This window comes from Pseudomonas sp. 9.2(2024) (assembly GCF_039695385.1).
Taxonomy (GTDB): Bacteria; Pseudomonadota; Gammaproteobacteria; order Pseudomonadales; family Pseudomonadaceae; genus Aquipseudomonas; species Aquipseudomonas paraglycinae.
Window position 1 is genome coordinate 5,964,039 of record NZ_CP155585.1, and the last position, 17,737, is coordinate 5,981,775.

A 17,737-nucleotide genomic window follows, 5' to 3' on the forward strand; every position below is an offset into this window, starting at 1 on the left:
CGAGGGAATGCATCTCGTGACGCTCCGCGTCACAAAAGCGGACGCAGAGCGTCCATGGCGGCGTTCCCACGCAGAGCGTGGGAACGATCGACACGATCGGGGCTATCCGAGGGCTGTTTTCTCCAGGTGTTCAAGGATGATCGGATACACATCGACCACCGCGTTCTTGCCGAACATGCAATCGATATGGCCGTAACCCGGCACCACATGCCGGCTGTAACGCTCCGGCCCGTACTTCTCACAAACCCGCTGATAGGTCTTGAGCGTGCTCTCCGGCAAATAACACTGGTTGTCGGCGCCGCTGATGAAGCAGATCGGCATGGTCAGCCGATCAAAGTGCGGCATGTACACGTCGCGCCCTTTGAAATCCACCAGATGCCCTTTGCGCACGATCAGCGCCAGGTGCTCGAAGGTCTCGATGTTCGACTCGCCGAACAGCTCGTGCAGGTTGTCGTGCAGGGTTTCGTTGAGGGTGTCGTGGCGATACAGCGAGGCGTACATGAAGGTGATGCGGTGGCACACCGGGTTGGTGCAATAGCCCTGGGCTTCGATCCGCGCGTAGCCGTTGAGCGCCTTGTCGTAGAGCCGGTTGAACCAGTTCTCCTTGCTGTCGGCGTAGGCGGTCATGGATTTGATACCGATCGCGTCGAGCATTCCCGGCAAGTGCAGACCGGCCTTCAATCCCGTTGCGGTCGCGACCACCGTGTCGGCGGCAATCTGCGAGCAGACCACCGAACGCACGCCCTGCAAACCGGCGAGCAGCGACATGAAGAACGTGGTCGCGCCGTAGCAATGCACCACGCACTGCACGTCCCTGGCTCTGGTTTCCTGCTGGATCTGTGCGATGGCGGCCTTGAAGTCGTACTGGGCGATCTGGTCGCCGTTCCATTCCTTCTTGCTTGCCGGCAGCAGGATGCTCACCCGGAAATCCAGCAGCCACACGTCGTAGTCGTGCTTGCACAGAAACTCCAGCAGGTTGGTCTGGATCGTATCGGTCGAGAAGATATTTGAGCCCACACCCAGACCATGCACCAGCATCACCGGGCCTTTGCTGCCAGCCTGATAGCGGGTCAGGCGCAACTGCACGCCGTCTTCAGTAGGGAAGAAATGCACGGCCGGCGTCGGTGCATCCAGTGGCCGTTTCAGCCGTGGCGGCGCGTCGGGATTGAAGTATTTGTCACCGGCAAACACCCCGCCATAACTCTCCCAGAGAATCCCGGCGAAGAACTTGCCGAACCGCGCCAGCCCTTCGATGCGCTCACGCTCGTTGCGCGCATTGAGGACTTTCATGGTGGTCATCTGCTTGGCGAAATCGGTCGGTTTGATGTGCATCACCCCGGAGCCGATCACCTCACCGGACTTGTCCGGCCCGCGATACAGCGTCACGTAGAGGGTGCTGGTGTCGTGCCAGATATTCAGCACGCCGTTGTCTTCCGGCACGGTCTTGAAGGCGCTGAAGAAATAGTCGTGGCCGTCCTCGGCGGTCAGCTTCATGTCGTACTTCATGTGGCGCGTGTCGACCTGCTGCTCGAACTGCTCGAACAGGTTGAACACACCGTTGCTGGCGGTCAGCGGTTCCGGCGACAGCGCCGGGGCGATCACCGTGCCGACGATGGTCGCGGCGTGTTCCGGCTCCTTGATCATCCGGTTGAGGTCGTTGGCGGTGATGGTCAGGGTGAAGTCGATCGGCGAGTTGTCCGCCTCGCCGCGTTTGGCGGCCGCCTCATAAACCTTGAGGTCGGTGCTTTGCGCGGCGGTGAAGGCGCGGGAGAAGTAGCCCTTCATGGTTTCAGTGAACTGCACGCCAAGGGTCGGCGGCGCGGTCTGTTTGCGCGGCGCCGACGGCAGCGTGTAGTCGATCGTCCAGCCACGATCGGCGGCCAGCAGGCCCATGTTGCGCTCGCTCACGGCGGAGATGGTCAGCAGCGGATTGACTGCCAGTGAGGTCGGGATCACCGCGCCGTCGGTCACGTACAGGTTGGCGTAGACATCGGTGCCACTGGCGCCACTGAACACCTGGCCCTTGTGGTTGACCACGCCTTGCGCGGCGTCTTCGCCCATCACGCAACCGCCCAGCGGATGCACCGAGACGATGCTGTGCTTGAGCAGCTTGGTCCAGATCGGATTCTCGACCCAGATCCCGCCCAGGGCCTTGGTGCTCTGGTACAGCCGCTCGTTGCCGATCTTGAAGTTTTCCTGCTCGCCGACGCCCGGCCAGTCGATGCGCAGTTGATCCTTGCTGTCGAGGACCATGCGTCCCTGGCCGCTATCGTGGCTCATGATCAGGTAGGTCTGCATGTTGTGCAGCGCGCCGTGATACGGGCCACGCAGGAAGCTTTCGGCTTCACGCTCCTTGTACTTCACTTTGCCGCTGAAGCTGTCGTCGGTGGGCTTGCCGATCATCTCGGCGAACCCGGCCATTGCCGGCACCATCGGCCGGCCAAGGGCGCCCGGGATCGAACCTTCCTCGATGACCATGCGACTGCTGCGGTCACCCTCGGTGCGCATGTCGATGATCGAGGTGATGCACGGGCCGACCGGTTGCAGTTCCTTGGCCGAGTGCGCGCCGAAGCCGATGCCGTTGATGGTCTGCTCGCAGTTATGGCCGAAGCCGAGGATGTCGCCGTTGCCGCTCATGTTCTCGCCGAGCTGCCCGGACATCACCAGGCCTTTGTCCCGCGAGCGCAGCAGAATCTCGGTGGAGCCGAGGGTGCCGGCGGAGACCACGACGATGTCGGCCTTCACGAACAAGGTCGGCGCGTCGAATTTCTCGCGGCCGCTGTCGAGGTACTGGAAGTGCACGATCCAGCCATTGCCGTCGCGCTCCAGATGCCGCACCTGGGCCTGGCAGAAAATCTCCGCGCCATGATTGGTGGCGTCCGGCAGGTAGTTCATCAGCGTGGTGTTCTTGGCCTTGTTGTTACAGCCCGAAACGCAGTCGCCGCAGTGGTTGCACGGCAGTTGCTCGACGCCGACGTGGTTGAGGTTGTTGGGCAGTTTGTCGAAGGTCACGTTGATCGGCGGCTTGTAGAAGTGCGCGCCTTGCTTGAGGAAATCTGCGGATTTTTTGTTGGCATCAAGCTTCGGCAGGTTCGGCGAGGTGCTCGGGTAGGGATTGGGCTTGAGCATCTCCCGGGCCTTGGCGTAACCCTCCTTGAGCAAGCCGTCGTGGTCCTCACGTACCGCCAGTGGCCAGCGCGGATCCTGGAAAACATCGACGGTCGGCTCCAGGGAAACGTTGGCATTGATCAGCGACGTGCCGCCGAGGCCGCAACCGACCACCACGTTCTGCTGCGCGTTGACGTGCAAGTCGAACAACCCGGTGCGCGAGCCGATGTGGCCGTCCGGATCGTGCACCTGCAATTCCTCGGTCGCGGCGATCATGGTGTTGGGGTATTCGCCGGGCTGGATCTCCCGACCGCGTTCCAGCAGACAGACCTTTTTACCGGCCCGGGACAGGCGCGACGCGGCAATGCCGCCGCCGTACCCGGAGCCAATGACGATGACGTCGTAGTGTTCCTTGATTTCGCTGATGGGCGTTGCGATCCGTGTCATGAGGTGGTTCCTCTCTCAGGCAGATGGGGCAACTCTGCGGTTGCCTGCAATCAATGGGCGAACGGGCACCTGGCCTCCGGGAAATCCCGACGGCAGTACAACGGTTTGGGCAGGAATCAGGCGCTACAGACGGGCGTGCTGATTGGCGGCACGACGCAACGTGCGCTTGCGTGGCGAAGCTGCCGGCAGAGCACGGAGCGTGCAGGGATTGAGGGGTAAGCGGTGGGGCCGGGTATCCATCACGCGTTCTCCCTGAACCAGATGTGGATAAGTGAAGGCTGTCCTTGTGCCATTGCAGTGAAGACAGGCACCGGATCGAAGTCAAGGCAGCCTCTTAGAACTGTATGAAATCTGATCAATTGCCTTTTGGACTAAGCCCGCCGGGGGTTGCAGGGTTTGGCGAACAAGTTATCCACATAGACACCCACAGCTAATGGGGACAACTGTGGATGACCTGGAAAAAAAATCGGGATTTTGTGAAGAAAATTCGTGACTTATCCAGAAGCAGGGTTTCCATTGGCGATTGATTGTTTTTTGATCAATCGTCTACATGTCAAGGATTACGTGGCTTGTAGAGGATGGCGAACACCTTATCCACAGAAGCGCCAACAGAGTTCGGGGGTAACTTGTCGGGTGCTGTGGAAAAGCGCTGGAGGCGTTGATAAATAGGGGTTTGCGTGGTGATTGGCGGGTTAAAAGACTGAATTGAGCGTTTTTTGATCAGATCTTTGTAAGCCACGGTTTATATGGCTTGCAGCGTACAGCGAACATCTTATCCACAGAAGCGCCAACAGAGATTGGGGGCAAGTCTGAGAGTTGTTCTGGGGAAAAACTCAGAAAAAACCGCGAGTTAGGCTGGTTGTTTTTTGATCTGAGGGCTGAAGGACTTGGTTTGTATGGGGTTGGGAGAGGGGCGAACATGTTATCCACAGAGTGGTTAACAGGGATTGTGTGTAAATTCTGAGGAGTGGATGGCTTGTGACCGCTGCCCTCACCCCAGCCCTCTCCCGGGGGGAGAGGGAGCCTACGGTGGTGATCTCGCGAGGTACATCGACCTGAGCGTTTATCGTGACCTCAGGTTTTCTCAAATCTGGCGAGAGAGTGATCGAGTCTTGGCGAACCAAGGTCACCACCGGAGTCGCAGGTCGATGTAAGTGGCCGGCCCAACTCGGTCAGTCCCCTCTCCCCCCGGGAGAGGGCTAGGGTGAGGGGGCTTCTAGCGGACAACACCTTCTTCGATCAACAACTTCAAAATCGCTTCAGCACCGGCCTGCGCCGTCACACCTTTTAGTACTTGCCCACCACCCCCACTGGCCTTGGCCGTCGCCGCCTTCATCCGGTCCGCCCCGCTCTTGGCCTTGATCACCTTCAACCGTTTCGGTCGGGGCTTCGCCGGTTGCAGGGTCGCCACCGCCAGCAATTCGTCGTCCACCACTTCCACGTCCTCAGCCTGGAGAACGCCACGTCGCGCCGGGCCATAAGCACTCTGCCGAGGCTTGGGCGCAGCGTTATCCACAGTCGCCAGAAACGGCAGGCGCACCTTCAGCCGGCGCCGCTGCCCACGGGGCAACGCTTGCAGCACCAGTGCCGAACCGTCGTTGATCGACTCAACCTGAGCCAACCCCACCACCAGCGGCCAGCCCAGCCCTTCGGCCAGCAGGAACGGCAGCATCCCCGAGCCTTCGCCGGTTTCCGCCTGGCTGCCGGTCAACACGACTTGTGCACCGGCATCACGCAGATACTCGGTCAACGCCGGCAGCGCATCGGCGCCCGCCGGTTGTTCCAGCACATGCATCTGCGCAAGTCCCATGCCCAGATAGGCGCGCAGCGCTGGTTCGGCGATGTCACCGGCGTGCAGCACTTGCAGGTTATCCCCTGCCAGTTGCAGGCCGAGTTCCACCGCGCGGGCGTCCTGATCGGCGCGGCGTGGACGGCCGGAGGTCGGGTGGGCGCCGATTGAAACCAGACTGATGATCTTTGTGCTCATAACCGTTCCTTAAGCCGCATCGCGCTTGGCTTCGTTGCGGTAAGCCTCTACCGCCGCGATCAAGGCCTGAAGAATTTCCGCGCTCTCGCCGATCACCGACAGGTCGGCACGCTTGATCATGTCGCAACCCGGATCGAGGTTGATCGCCACCACCTTGTCGCAGGCACCGATGCCCTGCAGGTGCTGGATCGCCCCGGAAATCCCCACGGCCACGTAAACCCGCGCCGTAACCCAGGTGCCGGACGCGCCGACCTGACGATCACGAGCCATGAAGCCATCGTCCACCGCCACCCGCGAAGCACCTTCGGTGGCGCCGAGGGCGGCGGCAGTCCTGTGGAAAAGCTCCCAGTCCTTGACTCCGTTGCCGCCGGAGAAGATGAACTCGGCTTCGGCCATCGGAATCGCTGCCGGATCCACCGCTACCGCACCCAGATCCTCAATCCGCGACAGGCTGCGCGCGACGGGTGTGGATAACTCAACCGGCAGCGCTTCGTGACGGGTTTCGCTGACCGGTTCTGCACATTCGGCGGACGCCAGAATCAAACGCGCCACCGGGCGGGCCAGATCCTGTAACCCCGCACCGGCGCGGCCGATGCACTCCTGATCCTTGACCTGCCAGACCCGTGTGGCCGGGCGCTCACCCAGTGCAGCGGCAAAGCGCCGACCGAGTTCGCCGCCACCGCTGCGACTGTCCGGCAGCAGCCAGTGACGCGGGTTGAACTGGTTATCCACAGCCCGCAGGCCCTGGATCCGTTGTTCCGGTGCATAACCGCTGAATTCTTCGCCTTCCAGCACCAGCAAGCGGTCAACGCCTGCGGTGGCGAAAGCGTTTTCCTTGTGCTCGCCGAACACCACGGCCAGTACCGCGCCGTCGCTGCCGGCCAGTTGATGGGCCAGGCCGAGCAAATCACGGTCGTGGCTGCTCAAGCGGCCGCCGACCATGTCCGGCACCACGCTGATGTAGAACGCCGGGGCCGGCACCTGATGCAGCGGCAATTGCACTTCGACCGCGGCCGAACGTTTGACCGCCCCGCCCTGTTGAGCGCCGCTGCGGTCGATGCGCTTGATGCCGTTCGGCCCGATGAAGCCGATGCCGTGCAGGTTCTTGCGGATGATCCCGTTGGGCCCCATCCAGCTGTGTTGCGCCGGTTGCATGGCCGCGTGCAGCGGGTGCAGGCGGTTGCGTGCGATCCATTCGGCGCGGGGGTCACGGCGGATAATGTCGCTCATCAGTGGGCCTCCGCAGGTTCACGTTTGGCCGGGGTGGCGGGCTTGTTCGGCGCGGCGTCTTCGAGCAGCGCGTCGGCCACCAGTTCGGCGATGTCCTTGATCAGCGGACGCGGTTCGACCACGCCTTCGAGCATCGCCGTGCACTGTGGACAACCCACGGCCACCAGCTCGGCGCCGGTCTCGCGGATGTCTTCCATGCGCATGTCGGGGATCCGCTGCTTGCCCGGAATGTCGGTGATCGGCGCCCCGCCACCGCCGCCGCAGCAGCGCGAACGGAAGCCGGAACGTTGCATTTCCTTGATCTCGATGCCGAGAGCGCGCAGCACTTCGCGCGGCGCCTCGTACTCGCCGTTGTAGCGGCCGAGGTAGCACGGGTCGTGATAGGTCACGCTGTTGCCTTTGTGCTGACCGAGGTTCAGCGCGCCGGCCTGGATGATTTCCGCCAGATAAGTGCTGTGGTGCTGCACGAGGTAGTTGCCATCGAACGCGCCGTACTCGTTTTTCAGCACATGGAAGCTGTGCGGATCGCAGGTGACGATGCGGTTGAAGCTGTATTTGGCCAGGGTCTGGATATTGCGTTTGGCGAGCAACTGGAAGGTCGCTTCGTCACCCAGACGTCGGGCCACGTCGCCGCTGTCGCGCTCTTCCAGACCGAGCACCGCGAAGTCGACCTTGGCCGCTTTCAGCACTTTGACGAACGCACGCAAGGTGCGCTGGTTGCGCATGTCGAAGGCTCCATCGCCGACCCAGAACAGCACGTCGGTGGACTTCTTCTCGCTGAGCAGGTTGAGGTTCAGGTCCGCCGCCCAGTTCATCCGTCCGCCCGGGGCGAAACCGCCGGGGTTGTCGGTGGCAATCAGGTTTTCCAGGACTTCGGCGCCCTTGTTCGGGGTCGCGCCTTTTTCCAGAGTCAGGTGGCGGCGCATGTCGACGATGGCGTCGACGTGCTCGATCATCATCGGGCACTCCTCGACGCAGGCGCGGCAGGTGGTGCAAGACCACAGGGTTTCGGCATCGACCAGACCGTTGACGATCGGTTGATGTGGATTGCCGCCGTGTTCGCCCACCGGTTTGCCGGGGTACGGGCTGCCGGCGAATTTAGCATCGGTGCCGCCAGCGAGGCCGACGACCATGTCCTGAATCAGCTTTTTCGGGTTCAACGGCTGGCCGGCGGCGAACGCCGGGCACGCGGCTTCGCACTTGCCGCACTGCACGCAGGCGTCGAAACCGAGCAACTGGTTCCAGGTGAAATCCTTGGGTTTCTCCACGCCCAGTGGCGCGGTCGGATCGTTCAGGTCCAGCGGTTTCAAACCGGTGGAACGACCACCACCAAAACGTTCGGCGCGACGGTGCCAGGCCAGGTGCAGGGCCCCGGCGAAGGCGTGTTTCATCGGCCCGCCCCAGGTCATGCCGAAGAACAGTTCCGACACGCCCCACAGCACACCAACCCCGAGAATCGCCGCCAGCACCCAGCCGCCGAAGTTCTCCGGCAGGATCCCGGCCACCGGCAAGGTCACCAGGAAGAACGAGGCCGAGAACGCCAGCAGGCTTTTCGGCAGGCGCATCCACGGGCCTTTCGACAGCCGCGACGGCGGGTTGAGCCGACGCCGGTAAACGAAGATCGCCCCGACGAACATCACCGCCGTCATCAGCAGCAACGCGTAGCCGAGAATGCGGTTATGCAAACCGAAACCGTGCACCAGAATCGCCAGCACGATCGACGCCACCGCACCGCCCGCCGTGGCGACGTGGGTGTTGGCGATGTATTTGTCCCGCGCCACCACGTGGTGCAGATCGACCATGTAACGCTTGGGCATGGCGAACAGGCCGCCAATCAGATCGACCTTCGAGGCCCGGCCCCGGCGCCACATGGCCACCCGCCGCAACGCACCCAGCACCGCGAGGGCCAGGGCTGCGAACAACAGGATTGGAAGAAGGGTGTTCAACATCAGAGTCACCTCTGGCGAGGTGCAAGCTACAAGCTACAAGCTGCAAGAAAGAGCAGTGGAAACTGCAGTGCTTTTACTTGCGGCTTGCAGCTTGGGCTCGCAGCTGAGCCGTCAAAAATCCTTACAGAGCCGGAGTGCGTCGTAGATGGCGGCGTGGGTATTACGCTGCGCCACGCAGTCACCGATGCGGAACAGCAAGTAACCGTCGCCGGTGCTGCTCAACGAAGGTTGTGGCTGGATCGCAAACAGTGCCTCGACATCGATCTGGCCCTTGTTGCGCGAGCCGTCCTTGAGGGCGTAGTAGATTTCTTCGTCCGGGCGCACGCCGTTCTCGACGACCACCTGATCCACCACCCGCTCCTCTTTGGCGCCGGTGTATTCGTTCTCCAGCACCGCGACGAGCTTGTCGCCTTCGCGGTAGACCTTCTCCAGCATCATGTCGCCGGTCATGATCACTTCTTTCGGGTACATGCTGCGGTAGTAGGTCGGGAACGACGTACCGCCGATGGCCACGCCCGGCTTGATGTCGTCGGTGACGATCTCGACCTGGCTGCCCTTGTCGGCGAGGAAGTCGGCCACCGACATCCCGGTGAACTCGCAAATGGTGTCGTAGACCAGCACGTTCTTGCCCGGCGCGACCTTGCCGTCGAGCACGTCCCAGCTGCTGACCACCAGCCCTTCGGCGGCGCCCCAGTGTTCGTTCTGCTCCAGGTACGGATGCCCGCCAACGGCCAGCACCACGATGTCCGGACGCAGATCCATGATGGTGTCGGCATCTGCGGCAGTGCCCAGGCGCAGGTCGACTTTCAGCCGCGCCAGTTCCAGCTGGAACCAGCGGGTGATGCCGGCGATCTGGTCACGCTGCGGCGCTTTCGAGGCCGTAGTGATCTGGCCGCCGATGAATTCCTTCTTCTCGAACAGGGTCACGTCGTGGCCACGCTCGGCCGCCACACGGGCAGCTTCCATCCCCGCCGGGCCGGCACCGACGATCACCACCTTGCGTTTCGGCCCGGTGGATTTCTCGATGATGTGCGGCACGCCCATGTATTCACGGGAAGTCGCAGCATTCTGGATGCACAGCACGTCCAGACCTTGATACTGACGGTCGATGCAGTAGTTGGCGCCGACGCACTGCTTGATCTGGTCGATCTGGCCCATCTTGATCTTGGCGATCAGGTGCGGGTCGGCGATGTGGGCGCGGGTCATACCGACCATGTCGACGTAACCGCCCTCAAGAATCCGCGTGGCCTGGTTCGGGTCCTTGATGTTCTGCGCGTGCAGCACCGGAACCTTGACCACTTCCTTGATCCCGGCCGCCAGGTGCAGGAACGGCTCCGGTGGATAACTCATGTTCGGAATCACGTTGGCCAGGGTGTTGTGGGTGTCACAACCCGAGCCGACGACGCCGATGAAATCGAGCATGCCGGTGTCGTCGTAATATTTGGCGATCTGTTTCATGTCTTCGTGAGACAGACCGTCCGGGTGGAACTCGTCACCGCAGATGCGCATGCCGACGCAGAAGTCGTCACCGACCTCGGCACGCACGGCTTTCAGGACTTCCAGACCGAACTTCATCCGGCCCTCGAAAGTGCCGCCCCATTCGTCGGTACGCTTGTTGACGCGCGGGCTCCAGAACTGGTCGATCATGTGCTGGTGCACGGCCGACAGTTCGACGCCGTCCAGGCCACCGGCCTTGGCGCGGCGCGCGGCTTGCGCGTAGTTGCCGATCACCCGCCAGATTTCTTCCGGCTCGATGGTCTTGCAGGTGGCGCGGTGCACCGGTTCGCGGATACCCGACGGCGACATCAGGGTCGGCCAGTGGAAACCGTCCCAACGGGAGCGACGGCCCATGTGGGTAATCTGGATCATGATCTTGGCGCCATGCTTGTGCATGGCGTCGGCGAGATTCTGGAAGTGCGGGATGATCCGGTCGGTGGACAGGTTCACCGAACTCCACCATTGCTGCGGGCTGTCGATCGCCACCACGGACGAACCGCCACAGATCGCCAGGCCGATGCCGCCCTTGGCTTTCTCTTCGTAATATTTGACGTACCGCTCGGTGGTCATGCCGCCGTCGGTCGCGTAGACCTCGGCGTGCGCGGTGCTGAGCACGCGGTTGCGGATGGTCAGTTTGCCGATCTGGATCGGCTGGAACATTGCTTCGAAAGCCATGGCGGGTTCCTCGACTTACAACGGCTTGACGGTGAACAGGCCGTCGTCGTGGCCTTCTTCGGAGCCACCGTAGACCTGCTCGGCCACGGTGCGGATCTTGCTGCCGCGAGCGGCGAGGATCTGGTCCATGGCACCGGCAAACCAGCCGGTGAACATGTAGTCGACCTTGCGCCCGACCTTGCCGTAGACGTAGACGAACGCCGAGTGTTCGAGCTTGACGCTGGCGGTGCCTTTGTCGAGGTCGATGTCCTGGATCTTGAACAGGCCCCAGCCGCGCTGCGACAGGCGCTTCATGTAGTGCTCGAACACTGCGACGCCTTCCAGGCCGTGGCACTCGGCTTCTTTTTCACACCAGTGCCAGGCGGATTTGTAGCCGGCCTTGTAGAGGATTTCGGCATAGGCGTCAGCGCCCAGTACTTCCTCGATGCCCATGTGGTTGTTGACGAAGAAATGCCGTGGCACGTACAGCATCGGCAGGGCGTCGGAGGTCCAGACACCGGTCTCGCTGTCGACTTCGATTGGCAATTGCGGGGCGATCTTGGCCATGGAAACTTAACTCCAGAAAAATTTTGGTGTTGCCCCCGGCGCGGACGGCCGGGGGGAAGTATTCGGGAAGCGGCGGCTTATTCGCCCCAGACGTCTTTCAGGACGTTCACCCAGTTTTCGCCCATGATCTTGCGCACGACTCGTTCAGAGTGGCCGCGCTTGAGCAGGGTTTCGGTCAGGTTCGGGAACTCGCCGACGGTGCGGATGCCCAGCGGGTTGATGATCTTGCCGAAGTTGGTCAGACGGCGGGCGTAGCCCTTGTCGTGGGTCAGGTATTCGAAGAAGTCCTGACCGTGACCCTGGGTGAAGTCGGTGCCGATGCCGATGGCGTCTTCGCCGACGATGTTCATGGTGTATTCGATGGCTTCGGCGTAGTCGTCGATGGTCGAATCGATGCCCTTGGCCAGGAACGGCGCGAACATGGTCACGCCGACGAAACCGCCGTGGTCAGCAATAAACTTGAGCTCTTCATCGGATTTGTTGCGCGGGTGCTCTTTCAGCCCCGACGGCAGGCAGTGGGAATAGCAGACCGGTTTTTTCGATTCGAGGATGACTTCCTCAGAGGTCTTGGAGCCGACGTGGGACAGGTCGCACATGACGCCGACACGGTTCATCTCGGCGACGATTTCGCGACCGAAGCCCGACAGGCCGCCGTCACGTTCGTAGCAACCGGTGCCCACCAGGTTCTGGGTGTTGTAGCACATCTGCACGATGCCGACGCCGAGCTGCTTGAACACCTCGACATAGCCGATCTGGTCTTCGAACGCATGGGCGTTCTGGAAGCCGAAGAGGATGCCGGTCTTGCCCTGCTCCTTGGCCTTGCGGATGTCGGCGGTGGTGCGGACGGGGATCACCAGGTCGCTGTTTTCGCGAATCAGTTTCTGGCTGGCAGCGATGTTGTTGACCGTGGCCTGAAAGCCCTCCCACACCGACACGGTGCAGTTGGCCGCCGTCAGACCGCCCTTGCGCATGTCTTCGAACAGCTCGCGGTTCCATTTGGCAATGATCAGACCGTCGATAACGATGCTGTCGGCGTGTAATTCGGCTGGGCTCATCAGGCGTCCCCTTATTGGCGATTCATGCGCCGAATCGTCTGCCGGCGCTTTGGGGCCAGCATATGCCTCGGTGCGCGACCAGCCGGGTGCAAAAACGACAGGGGAATTGCCGAAAGCGTCAATCCGCGACAAAGGGTCGCCAACCGGTCCGACCGGCCACCTGTTCAACCCCGCGAGCTTGAGCCAGAATCTGCCGCATCCCGGAAACACCACTGGATTAGAGCGGCGACATCAATGAAATCGATCTTCCTGGCCCTGGCCCTGATTGCGACCGGCGTACACGCCGCCGAAGAGTCCGACAACAACCCGTGCGACGCGGTGGAAAACGACATCCAGACCCTGGAATGCTCGACCTACAGCCGCACCACCGCCGAGGACCTGCTCAAGGACAACTACGCCAGCCTGAACGAGCGCATGCAGACCACCTACGGCAAGAACCCGGCGCAACTGGCCGACATCACCGCCAAACTCAAGGCCGCCCAGCAACAATGGCTGAAAACCCGCGACGCCGACTGCGCCGTTGAAGCCTTCCCGGCGACGGACGGCAGCAAAGCGTTCAAGATTGCGCAGAATGATTGTGTGGCGCGGATGAGTGACGAGCGGTCGGAGTTTTTGGAGTCGATCGGACAAGAGTAATCGCTTATTCACCGGAGAAAGCTGGAAGTATTTTCAGCTTTCTGATGCAAAAGAACCTTTTCCCACAAAGCGATCAGATTTGCCCTACAAATCCTGTCTGAAGCCTCTGTTCTCGGGGCTATTCATGAAACATAGCGTCAAGTTTTGTTTATTGGCCACCTGAAAAATATAAGCAAAGATTCGCAAATCTTATAAAAGACTTATATTCTGCCATGAACAGCATCCACTGGACTCGAAAGGCCGTTAAGCAACTCCTGAAATTGCATTCCGCTCATCAGCGTCAGGTCAGAGATGCCATCACGGTGCTCGGTGATATGCCTGATGTGGGCAATGTGAAAGCACTGGTTGGTCATGACTACGCCTATCGGCTGCGCGTCGGTAGTTACCGAGTCATGTTTGACTGGGATGGCGCGATCAAAGTGGTCAGTATTCAAGAGGTAAAAAAACGCGATGAACGCACTTACTGACATCCAAATCATCAATGATTCCGAGGGCAAACCCGCTTTCGTAGTCATTCCGTACGCGCAATATGTGGCGCAGAAAATGGAGCCTGACCTGATTCCCCATGATGTGGTCAGTCGCATTGTCGACGGGGCAACTCCGATCAGGGCCTGGCGCGAACATCTCAACCTGACCCAGGAAGAAGTAGCTCGGCGCATGGGCATTTCACAGCCGGCTTTTGCCCAGCAGGAAACCGTTGCAAAGCCGCGCAAGGCCACTCGCGAGAAGATTGCAGCGGCATTTGGCATCACCGCCAACCAGCTTGAGCTGTAAGCTGCACCTCTTCAGCCAATCAAGGGATTTACATGAACATCTGCGGTATCGAAATCAAAGGCAGTGAAGCGATCATCGCCGTGGCGTCCCTCGACGGTTCGGTGTTGAGCCATGTCGCGCTGAACACCAAGAAAATCGCGCTGGACGATGACGACGAGGCGGCCAACGTGAAGCTGTTCGCCGCTCAGGTGGCGTCGTTCGTGCGCGAGAACTCGATAGATCGCATCGCGATCAAGAAGCGCAGCAAGAAGGGCGAGTTTGCCGGTGGGCCGACCACGTTCAAGATCGAGGGCGTGTTTCAGTTGCTGGACGGTTGCGAGGTGACGCTGCTGTCGCCGCAGACGATCAATGCCCAGGCCAAGAAGCACAATTTCGAGCTGCCGGGGACGCTGAACAAGTATCAGCATGAAGCCTACAAGGCAGCGTGCTCGGCATTGGTGAAGAAGTAGCTAGCGCGCTTTACGTGCGCTCAGCCAATCACCGAAGGACTTATCCTCCAGCGCATAGCCCCCACGGCTCGACTTCCACACCAGCTCCTTGTCGCGCAGGGCATCGATGCAGGCCTGAATGGTCTGGGTGCCCGGCACCACGTCGCTGCCCATGTTTTCCAGTGCCTTGCCGACTGCCATGAGTGTGCTGTCAGTGAACGGTGCAAAAGGCTCGTTGTTCTGTGAGCGCTCCACCATCACCTCCAGCACGGCGCGCTGAGGGATGGTCAGCGCGTTCCAGGCGCTTTCGAACTCGGTCCACACGCCTGCGCGCAACAATTCGGCACGGCTTTGCAGCAACTGCCCCAGATTGCTGGCCTCGCCCAACTCCAGCGCGACTTCGCCGATGATGGTGCGCAACATTTCCGGGCGTCGCCCCACCAATTCAAAGGCGTCATCGATATCGGCCGCACTGAACTGGTTGGTCTCGGCCAGATGGGCGTTGAGGTGCAAGGTGTACGCTTGGGTGAACTCTTTTCCCAGCAGCGGAAAGGGCGTGATGCTCGAGCCGAAAAACGGTTGGCTCTTGCCCAGCACCAGATGGGCGAGTTTGTCGCGATTGGAACCGGTGAACACCAGATGCAAACCGCTGCCCTCGCCTTCCCGTCCCTGGTTGAGCTGATCCCGCGCAGCCTTCAGGGCAAACATCGCGTTGATGCCCGCGGCGGTGGTGAGCGCGTGCTGAGCCTCATCGATCACCAGCACTACGGATTTTTCGGCGGCACTGTGGAGCAGTTCCAGCGCTTGAGTCAGGGTCGCGCCCGAAGGCAGTTGCGGCTTGGTGAAATCCCAGGACAAGGTGCGCAGAAAGCTGAGTTTTTCGATGCCGATATTCTTCGCCAGTTTGCGGATGCCCTTTTCAAAGGGGACCAACGCGCCTGCAATGGCACTGGCAATCAAGTCAGCAGGGTCTTTTTCCTTGTCGGCCCACAGGTCGACGTAAACCGTCAACCAGCCTCGGGCCTGGCATTCCGGGATCAGGTCCTCGCGCAGGAAGGTGCTTTTGCCTGTGCGACGCGGCGCTGCCAAAAAAAGGCCGGAGGTGAAATCCTGCAGACCTGCACCCACCAGACCATCGGCAACGCTGCGGGCCAGAGCGGGGCGGCGGAAAACGAAGCCGTTGTTTCGGGACATGGTTTTACACTCAATTATTCAAACGACTGTAATTTATACCTGAAAGTATAATTAACTATAATCGTCCGTCAAACGGCCTCCCGTCGCCGATCCTCCCGCGGACACCGGGCAAACTTCGCCCTGTAGCTGCGGGTGAAATACGACGGTGATTCAAACCCGCAGGCGATGCTGACTTCCAGCACGCTCATGTCGGTCTGGCGCAACAGCTGTCGGGCCTTTTCCAGTCTCAAGCGCAGATAGAAATTGCTCGGCGTGTCGTTCAGGTGCAGGCGAAACAGGCGCTCCAGTTGCCGACGCGTCACCTTGATCGATTCCGCCAGTTCCAGAGTGGTCAGCGGAGGTTCGCTGTGCTGCTCCATCTCGCCGATGACATGCACCAGCTTCTTGTTGCTGATGCCGTAGCGCGTGGCGACCTCCATGCGCTGGTGGTCCTTGCGCGGACGAATCCGCCCCAATACAAACTGCTCGCTGACCTGGATCGCCAGTTGCGGGCCGTGGGCCTGGGCGATCAGGTCGAGCATCAGGTCGATGGACGCGGTACCGCCGGCAGAAGTGATGCGCCGACGGTCGATCTCGAACAGCTCCTGGGTGACGCTGAGCTGTGGATAAGATTCCTTGAAGGCGTCGATGGCTTCCCAGTGCAGGGTCAGGCGATGACCATCGAGCAGGCCCGCCTCGGCAAGGACGAAGCTGCCGGTATCGATGGCGCCGAGGGTCACGCCTTCGTTGTCCAGCCGTCGCAGCCAGTGCTCCAGCGCCGGTGTGGCGAATTTCAACGGTTCGAAACCGGCGACCACCAGCAGCGTCGCCCCTTTCTTCAGCGGTTCCAGCGCCGCATCGGCGTTGACCGACATCCCGTTACTCGCCAGCACCGCCCCGCCATCGGCGCTCAAGACGTGCCAGCGATACAGCTCGCCGCGAAAGCGGTTGGCCACCCGCAGCGGTTCGATTGCCGAGATGAAACCGATGGCGGAAAAACCCGGCATCAACAGAAAGTAGAAATCCTGGGACATGGCGCGCACTCGGTCAGCGGGTAGCGTGCAACGTTGATACGCCAGTTGCGAGCGGCATTCAAGAGCACAGGTCGCTGCAGTGCAAGAGCTGGTCGCCGCAGTGCGTTTTTGCGGGGGCATTGCTGCGTAATTTGAGCATCACCGGCGCACAGACGCCGGAACCCACAATAACGACCTGCCGAGGAACCCGACATGAAACGACTGATCAGCAGCTGTGTTCTCGCACTCAGCGGTACCGCGTTTTTAAGCGCCAGTGTCATGGCGGCCGATTCCGCATCGTGTCAGAACGTGCGCATGGGCGTGGTGAACTGGACCGACGTGATCGCCACCAGCGCCATGGCCCAGGTTCTGCTCGACGGCCTCGGCTACAGCACCAAACAGACCAGCGCCTCTCAGCAAATCGTCTTCGCCGGTATACGCGACCAGCGCCTGGATCTGTTCCTCGGCTACTGGAACCCGCTGATGACCCAGACCATCACCCCGTTCGTCGACGCCAATCAGGTCAAGGTGCTTGAAGCGCCAAGCCTCAAGGACGCCCGCGCCACTCTCGCCGTGCCGACCTACCTGGCGGACAAGGGCCTGAAAACCTTCGCCGACATCGCCAAATTCGAGAAGGAGCTGGGCGGCAAGATCTACGGCATCGAGCCAGGCTCGGGCGCCAACACCCAGATCAAGGCAATGATCGCCAAGAACCAGTTTGGCCTCGGCAAGTTCCAGCTCGTGGAATCCAGCGAGGCCGGCATGCTCGCCGCCGTCGATCGCGCCGTGCGCCGCAAGGAAGCCGTGGTGTTCTTCGGCTGGGCGCCGCACCCGATGAACGTCAACGTGCAGATGACCTATCTGACCGGCAGCGACGATGCCCTCGGCCCGAACGAAGGCATGGCCACCGTGTGGACCGTCACCGCGCCGAAATACGCCGAACAATGCCCGAACGTCAGCCGCCTGCTGAGCAACCTGACGTTCACCGCCGAAGACGAGAGCCGGATGATGCAGCCGCTGCTCGATCACAAGGACGCTTTCGAATCGGCCAAACAATGGCTCAAGGATCACCCGCAGGACAAACAGCGCTGGCTCGAAGGCGTTACCACTTTCGATGGCAAACCGGCGGCTGAAAACCTCCAGCTCACCAGCAAATAAACCGCAACGAATGAACCACTTCGCAGCCCGCCACGGGCTGCGAACAGACCCATCACGCCTG

General features: G+C 61.1%; 14 protein-coding genes. 5 read left to right on the forward strand and 9 right to left on the reverse strand.

Annotated features, from left to right (window positions below; genetic code table 11):
* Nucleotides 1-102: 102 nt before the first annotated feature.
* The 7 genes from ABFB52_RS27010 to ABFB52_RS27040 form a co-directional block, all read right to left on the reverse strand.
* On the reverse strand, nucleotides 103-3,555 hold the full coding sequence (locus ABFB52_RS27010) for a GMC oxidoreductase (protein ID WP_129972205.1): 3,453 nt from the start codon (nucleotides 3,553-3,555) through the stop codon (nucleotides 103-105).
* Nucleotides 3,556-4,771: 1,216 nt separating this feature from the next.
* Nucleotides 4,772-5,542, reverse strand: a complete 771-nt coding sequence (locus ABFB52_RS27015) for an electron transfer flavoprotein subunit beta (RefSeq protein ID WP_102716762.1) — start codon at nucleotides 5,540-5,542, stop codon at nucleotides 4,772-4,774.
* A gap of 9 nt (nucleotides 5,543-5,551) precedes the next feature.
* A complete protein-coding gene (locus tag ABFB52_RS27020; protein WP_007959785.1) occupies nucleotides 5,552-6,772 on the reverse strand; it encodes an electron transfer flavoprotein subunit alpha/FixB family protein in 1,221 nt (406 codons plus the stop codon).
* Nucleotides 6,772-8,721 (reverse strand): dimethylglycine demethylation protein DgcB, encoded by a 1,950-nt coding sequence (gene dgcB / locus ABFB52_RS27025; protein WP_129972206.1) that lies wholly within the window; start codon nucleotides 8,719-8,721, stop codon nucleotides 6,772-6,774. The genes ABFB52_RS27020 and dgcB overlap by 1 nt, the downstream gene beginning before the upstream one ends.
* A gap of 111 nt (nucleotides 8,722-8,832) precedes the next feature.
* On the reverse strand, nucleotides 8,833-10,893 hold the full coding sequence (gene dgcA / locus ABFB52_RS27030; RefSeq protein WP_011336289.1) for a dimethylglycine demethylation protein DgcA: 2,061 nt from the start codon (nucleotides 10,891-10,893) through the stop codon (nucleotides 8,833-8,835).
* Between the two features lie 15 nt (nucleotides 10,894-10,908).
* Nucleotides 10,909-11,439: a DUF5943 domain-containing protein gene (locus ABFB52_RS27035; RefSeq protein ID WP_007926354.1), complete on the reverse strand. Its 531-nt coding sequence runs from the start codon at nucleotides 11,437-11,439 to the stop codon at nucleotides 10,909-10,911.
* A gap of 77 nt (nucleotides 11,440-11,516) precedes the next feature.
* On the reverse strand, nucleotides 11,517-12,494 hold the full coding sequence (locus ABFB52_RS27040; protein ID WP_007959776.1) for a dipeptidase: 978 nt from the start codon (nucleotides 12,492-12,494) through the stop codon (nucleotides 11,517-11,519).
* A gap of 234 nt (nucleotides 12,495-12,728) precedes the next feature.
* On the opposite strand from ABFB52_RS27040, the gene ABFB52_RS27045 reads away from it, so the two are divergent.
* The 4 genes from ABFB52_RS27045 (at nucleotide 12,729) to ABFB52_RS27060 (ending at nucleotide 14,353) form a co-directional block, all read left to right on the forward strand.
* The gene (locus ABFB52_RS27045; protein ID WP_007959774.1) at nucleotides 12,729-13,130 is read left to right on the forward strand and encodes a lysozyme inhibitor LprI family protein; all 402 of its coding nucleotides are present in this window, start codon (nucleotides 12,729-12,731) and stop codon (nucleotides 13,128-13,130) included.
* A gap of 212 nt (nucleotides 13,131-13,342) precedes the next feature.
* Nucleotides 13,343-13,597 (forward strand): type II toxin-antitoxin system RelE/ParE family toxin, encoded by a 255-nt coding sequence (locus ABFB52_RS27050; RefSeq protein ID WP_129972207.1) that lies wholly within the window; start codon nucleotides 13,343-13,345, stop codon nucleotides 13,595-13,597.
* Nucleotides 13,581-13,904, forward strand: coding sequence for a helix-turn-helix transcriptional regulator (locus tag ABFB52_RS27055; protein ID WP_129972208.1), 324 nt, complete (start codon nucleotides 13,581-13,583; stop codon nucleotides 13,902-13,904). Before ABFB52_RS27050 ends, ABFB52_RS27055 begins: the two co-directional genes overlap by 17 nt.
* Before the next feature lie 32 nt (nucleotides 13,905-13,936).
* Nucleotides 13,937-14,353 (forward strand): DUF3010 family protein, encoded by a 417-nt coding sequence (locus ABFB52_RS27060; RefSeq protein WP_007959772.1) that lies wholly within the window; start codon nucleotides 13,937-13,939, stop codon nucleotides 14,351-14,353.
* On the opposite strand, the gene ABFB52_RS27065 is transcribed toward ABFB52_RS27060, so the two are convergent.
* A complete protein-coding gene (locus ABFB52_RS27065; protein ID WP_129972209.1) occupies nucleotides 14,354-15,526 on the reverse strand; it encodes a hypothetical protein in 1,173 nt (390 codons plus the stop codon).
* A gap of 68 nt (nucleotides 15,527-15,594) precedes the next feature.
* On the reverse strand, nucleotides 15,595-16,539 hold the full coding sequence (locus ABFB52_RS27070; RefSeq protein ID WP_011336294.1) for a GlxA family transcriptional regulator: 945 nt from the start codon (nucleotides 16,537-16,539) through the stop codon (nucleotides 15,595-15,597).
* Between the two features lie 192 nt (nucleotides 16,540-16,731).
* Between ABFB52_RS27070 and choX the strand changes: the two genes are divergently transcribed.
* Nucleotides 16,732-17,676: a choline ABC transporter substrate-binding protein gene (gene choX, locus ABFB52_RS27075; RefSeq protein WP_007959767.1), complete on the forward strand. Its 945-nt coding sequence runs from the start codon at nucleotides 16,732-16,734 to the stop codon at nucleotides 17,674-17,676.
* Nucleotides 17,677-17,737: the final 61 nt, after the last annotated feature.

Coding starts and splice junctions, on each gene's coding strand:
- ABFB52_RS27010 (WP_129972205.1), bottom strand. CDS start 3,555: ATGACACGGATCGCAACGCCCATCAGCGAAATCAAGGAACACTACGAC.
- ABFB52_RS27015 (WP_102716762.1), bottom strand. CDS start 5,542: ATGAGCACAAAGATCATCAGTCTGGTTTCAATCGGCGCCCACCCGACC.
- ABFB52_RS27020 (WP_007959785.1), bottom strand. CDS start 6,772: ATGAGCGACATTATCCGCCGTGACCCCCGCGCCGAATGGATCGCACGC.
- dgcB (WP_129972206.1), bottom strand. CDS start 8,721: ATGTTGAACACCCTTCTTCCAATCCTGTTGTTCGCAGCCCTGGCCCTC.
- dgcA (WP_011336289.1), bottom strand. CDS start 10,893: ATGGCTTTCGAAGCAATGTTCCAGCCGATCCAGATCGGCAAACTGACC.
- ABFB52_RS27035 (WP_007926354.1), bottom strand. CDS start 11,439: ATGGCCAAGATCGCCCCGCAATTGCCAATCGAAGTCGACAGCGAGACC.
- ABFB52_RS27040 (WP_007959776.1), bottom strand. CDS start 12,494: ATGAGCCCAGCCGAATTACACGCCGACAGCATCGTTATCGACGGTCTG.
- ABFB52_RS27045 (WP_007959774.1), top strand. CDS start 12,729: ATGAAATCGATCTTCCTGGCCCTGGCCCTGATTGCGACCGGCGTACAC.
- ABFB52_RS27050 (WP_129972207.1), top strand. CDS start 13,343: ATGAACAGCATCCACTGGACTCGAAAGGCCGTTAAGCAACTCCTGAAA.
- ABFB52_RS27055 (WP_129972208.1), top strand. CDS start 13,581: ATGAACGCACTTACTGACATCCAAATCATCAATGATTCCGAGGGCAAA.
- ABFB52_RS27060 (WP_007959772.1), top strand. CDS start 13,937: ATGAACATCTGCGGTATCGAAATCAAAGGCAGTGAAGCGATCATCGCC.
- ABFB52_RS27065 (WP_129972209.1), bottom strand. CDS start 15,526: ATGTCCCGAAACAACGGCTTCGTTTTCCGCCGCCCCGCTCTGGCCCGC.
- ABFB52_RS27070 (WP_011336294.1), bottom strand. CDS start 16,539: ATGTCCCAGGATTTCTACTTTCTGTTGATGCCGGGTTTTTCCGCCATC.
- choX (WP_007959767.1), top strand. CDS start 16,732: ATGAAACGACTGATCAGCAGCTGTGTTCTCGCACTCAGCGGTACCGCG.